This is a genomic window from Bacillus haikouensis, from assembly GCF_013179555.1.
GTDB lineage: Bacteria > Bacillota > Bacilli > Bacillales > Bacillaceae_B > Rossellomorea > Rossellomorea haikouensis_A.
Genome location: NZ_JABMCR010000329.1, coordinates 1 through 4,049, shown reverse-complemented (window position 1 = coordinate 4,049; position 4,049 = coordinate 1). Strand labels below are relative to the sequence as shown.

Below are 4,049 nucleotides of genomic sequence, written 5' to 3'. Positions count from 1 at the left end.
TACAGTGTAATTGACATACTCACCCTTCAATTCTGCAAAGGATTTAAACCCATCCACTGAAGATCCATCATTCGTGTATCCAATTTCAGGAATCTCAATATTATCAATGAACCAGCCAGCACCGTTAGAGCCCCAGTCAGTCAAGTACCTGAATGATACCAATACTTTTTGACCTGCATACTCGCTTAAATCAAAGGTTTCTTGCTGCCAGTCTTCATAGTGGCCTGTGAATCCAGGAACATTTTCCTTGATCTTAGGATATCCTTCTTCCACCACGTCAGAACGAGTATTTTCATTTTCTAACGAATTCCATGTTTCCCCGCCGTCTGTGGATACTTGAACCATACCGAAATCCCACTGTTCTTCAATATCGATGTAGTTATCAAAGTTTAAAGTAGCACTCTCGACGCTTGAAAGATCAGCTTCAAAGGTGATTGCAGCATCTAATTCATCACCCTGTCCTGCCCAAAGTACTTGATTATCACTGCCAAGCGGATCAGCTGCTGATTCCCATGGAGTCGGAAGGAAATCAATCCCATCAAATGAGATGGATCGGATTTTATCTTCAAAGTCAAGTTCTTTGAAGTCACCGCCCCATGCAGGGACACCTTCTTTTTCAACTTGCAAGGCTTTTTCATAATCAACGGTCATCCCGCGTGGGGTTTGATCTGAACCTACCGGAAGGTCCCTTAAATCGATCAACTCAAAATCATATTTCCCGCCGGTCCCGTCATCCAATGCCAGCGCTGTAATAAAGTTCTGATAGAGTTCTGTGAAGTTTTCTTTTTCACCATATTTCTCCAGCATGTTTTGAACACTTGCAATACCCTGGCTCTCACCGTCCGTTGCAAGCTCACGGATAAACTCCTGGCCATATTGCTCATACATGTAAGTGGTGAATAACTGCACCTGTCCATAGTCGGCTATCGTTTCAGGTCCTGTTTCTGCTCCGACATGCTCATCCCAATTCACAATTGAATTCTCAGGATGATCCAAGTAGAAGTTGATCGAACCTGAATCAAATCCATATCCTCCAAGATATTCAGAGAATGTCGACATTCCTTCATTCAACCAAGTTTCTTCCGATCCATCATTATCAGCATGGATTAAATGCTGAAGCTCGTGGATAGTTGTACCGTAGAAAGTTGATTCCAATCGTTCTCCCCAATTGTTTGTATCGATTGTAACGATATTACGATCAATATAATTTTCGAGTGTTTGCCAGAAGAAACCTGCTACGAAGAATGGATAATCCGGATTTGTATAGTTATCATCCTGGATGTTGTCAACTAGCATAATAATTTTGTCATCCCCGTCTTCATTCTGGTAATAACCTTCAGGAAGACCTACCATATCAGGCAGTGGAGAGTGAGATCCATCCAAAGAATCGGGAGTCCCAAAAAATGATGTCGCTTTTGGATAAATATTATTGTCAAATTCGGCAGTTAGCTTGTCCACCTGCTCTTGGTTCACCACATGAGCTTCCCTCGGATCCCCCTCAGGGAAACTTAAATCATCTGCAACCCATATTTCAACGTTATCGCCTACACTGCGGAGCGTAAATTCTTTAAATGCCAAATCCCTGTTTAAAAATAACTTCGTACCTCCATCATATGTAAAATGGCTATCTTCACTTTCCCCTGAACCGTTACCTTCTTCACCATCAAAATTAATCCCCTCAGCCTGCTTCTTCAAATCAGCTTCGGCCTTCTTCAGAAAATCTTGATCCTGGGACAGCCGGTTTAGAACACCGTCAATATCAACCCGGTCACCATAACGTTCCACATCCCACTTCGGAGTAGATGTTGCAGCTTCTGCTGTTGAAGGTGATGCAGCGGGTGCAAATAGACTCAATGCTAAAGCACCAGTTGAAAGAATCGATAAGAATTTTGTTTTCAATAGATGAATCCCCTTTCCCATATAAACATTTTAATAAGAACAAAATAATCTTAACATAAACAATTTTCTGAATAAATATATTGTTTTACGGATAACCTCATAATGACTGTGATGAAAAGGTTTATTCGACACTTAACAGGACTATTTAACCACTATTTCGACAATACTCCCCCCTCACAATCTCCTATTCTCAATAAAGAATTCACTATTCTAGTTCTTTTGTCCTGTTTAATAGACAAAAAAATAAAAAAAGCCATCAACTGACGGCTTTTTTATACATTTGAATCTATTTTATTCAACAATGTATCAATGCTTGCATGATCTTCAGGTGACTGATCCACATGCTTCCACACAACTTTCCCTTTTTCATCAAAAAGAAATGTTGCCCCCTGGATGTAGACATCCTGGGTTTTCATCGATTTCTGGACAAATTTCTTCTGCCCCTGTTCGTCAGGAAGGAAGTTCTTCACCTTCCCTGTTACAAACCCGAAGAGTGCTTTACTGAGCAGCTTCCATTTTGGCATTGTGACCGTACCCGCCTGTTTATAGCCTTCACGGGAAGGGTCGCCATATATCGAAAATGGAAACGGACCGAAAGCTTCAAGGAATTGAGAAACGAAGCTTCCTTTGGATGGTGCAATCACGACCAGTTGGATATCTCTTTTTTCAAATTCTTCAACGCGCTCACGCAACTGCATGAGGTAATTCCGACAAATTGGTCAGCCAAGATGGCGGACGAAGATGACGGCGGATTTCTTATCCTGAAGAAGACTTTGAATATTCACTTCTGCCTGCGCGCCGGGACGCTGGAGCATAAAGTCCATAGTATGACCTCCTCTTTCTTCTATCTATCATACCTAAAAAAGAGTGATTCATTCAAAACATTGAGCTTCCGAAACTCTCTATTTCACTTTTTCCATCCTGTTGATGTGCTTCAAGCCTTCCCGCATGCTTAAAGGGGCAAGATTCTCGCTGCCGATGAACCGTTTGACAGCTTCAGGGTTGGTTTTCGAGTATTCCCTGAGGGCCCATCCAATCGCTTTTTGGATGAAAAATTCTTTGGATTCATTGTGTTTGAGTATGTAGCGGAATAATCGATTTTCATCTGTCTTCTCCTTATATCTCAATTGATGAAGAATCGCCGTCCGATTCAGCCAGAAGTTATTTGCTTGTATCCACTTTTCGAGATAGTCATCCGCATGTTCTTTTTCATGAATCCTGCCTGCAAGATGAGGAGCGATATGATCGATCGTATCCCACCAAGATTCCGACAAAATTATTTCTTCCAAAAGAGGCAGATGCTCCCTGGAAAGATGCTTTACCTGCTTATCCATAAGGCTCAACGCAGCATATCGGCACTCACGCTGCGGCTCCTTCCATAGCGACCGGACAATGGCTGGCAGGTCTTCCAACGGCGGTTTGCCGTTTGCCTTCAAAAAATCCCTCAGCAGGGCCGTCCTTTCAGGTGTCTTGATGCCCAAAAACGCAAATTGGTTTCGCATATAGCGTTCCATCGCTTCACGGTTTTCCTCATTCCGATTCTCTTTCAATAACGAAACCAATCGATCCGCATACTCATGACTCATTCTTTCTTCTCCTCCTGTTCATCGCAGTCGAAACACAAATTTTTTCCGCTGTCCGTTTTTACCCCATTGAAGAAACCATCCAGGCAATAAAGCGCCTTTCCGCAACAATCGCAATACCCTACATGCTCTTTCATGATAGTCTCCTCCTGCTATAATTAGTAAATACCACCTGCACCGCTCCTGTATCCCATTCTCTCTTCCTATTTCTAGTCGTCTTGATTAAATTCCTTGTTACCCTGGTAAAAATAAGTTGTATGTTTGTGATAACACCGCGGAATATAGACTTCTTCATTCGATATACTTGTTCGTGATACCACATGTATGGCAGTATCTGATGAATCGAACGAAGCAGGAGGAAGTATACCATACCACCCCATACACCCCCTCATAACCAGTACTATCCTCACTAATCCCAAAAAAACAATCCCCTTAACCAGTAAAGTGTACCCTTTGTAAAGGACATTTTAAAAAAGCCTAAGCTACTTCTAAAAGATGATCTCTGTATTGAACAGGGGTCATCTTTTTTCGATTCCATTGATATCTATGGTGGTTATAGTAAGTAAT

Annotated in this window: 5 protein-coding genes; all 5 read right to left on the bottom strand. The window is 42.0% G+C overall.

The window, feature by feature from the left end; all coding sequences use genetic code 11:
- The coding region (locus HP456_RS20795; RefSeq protein WP_246289331.1) for an immune inhibitor A domain-containing protein at nt 1-1,899 on the bottom strand (1,899 nt) is incomplete at its 3' end.
- A gap of 272 nt (nt 1,900-2,171) precedes the next feature.
- Nucleotides 2,172-2,615 (bottom strand): peroxiredoxin-like family protein, encoded by a 444-nt coding sequence (locus tag HP456_RS20790; protein ID WP_312857800.1) that lies wholly within the window; start codon nt 2,613-2,615, stop codon nt 2,172-2,174.
- A gap of 186 nt (nt 2,616-2,801) precedes the next feature.
- Nucleotides 2,802-3,485, bottom strand: a complete 684-nt coding sequence (locus HP456_RS20785; RefSeq protein WP_172254679.1) for a DNA alkylation repair protein — start codon at nt 3,483-3,485, stop codon at nt 2,802-2,804.
- Nucleotides 3,482-3,619 (bottom strand): hypothetical protein, encoded by a 138-nt coding sequence (locus tag HP456_RS20780; RefSeq protein WP_172254677.1) that lies wholly within the window; start codon nt 3,617-3,619, stop codon nt 3,482-3,484. The genes HP456_RS20785 and HP456_RS20780 overlap by 4 nt, the downstream gene beginning before the upstream one ends.
- A 340-nt stretch (nt 3,620-3,959) precedes the next feature.
- A partial coding sequence (locus tag HP456_RS20775; RefSeq protein WP_172250161.1) for an IS3 family transposase occupies nt 3,960-4,049 on the bottom strand: 90 nt, incomplete at its 5' end.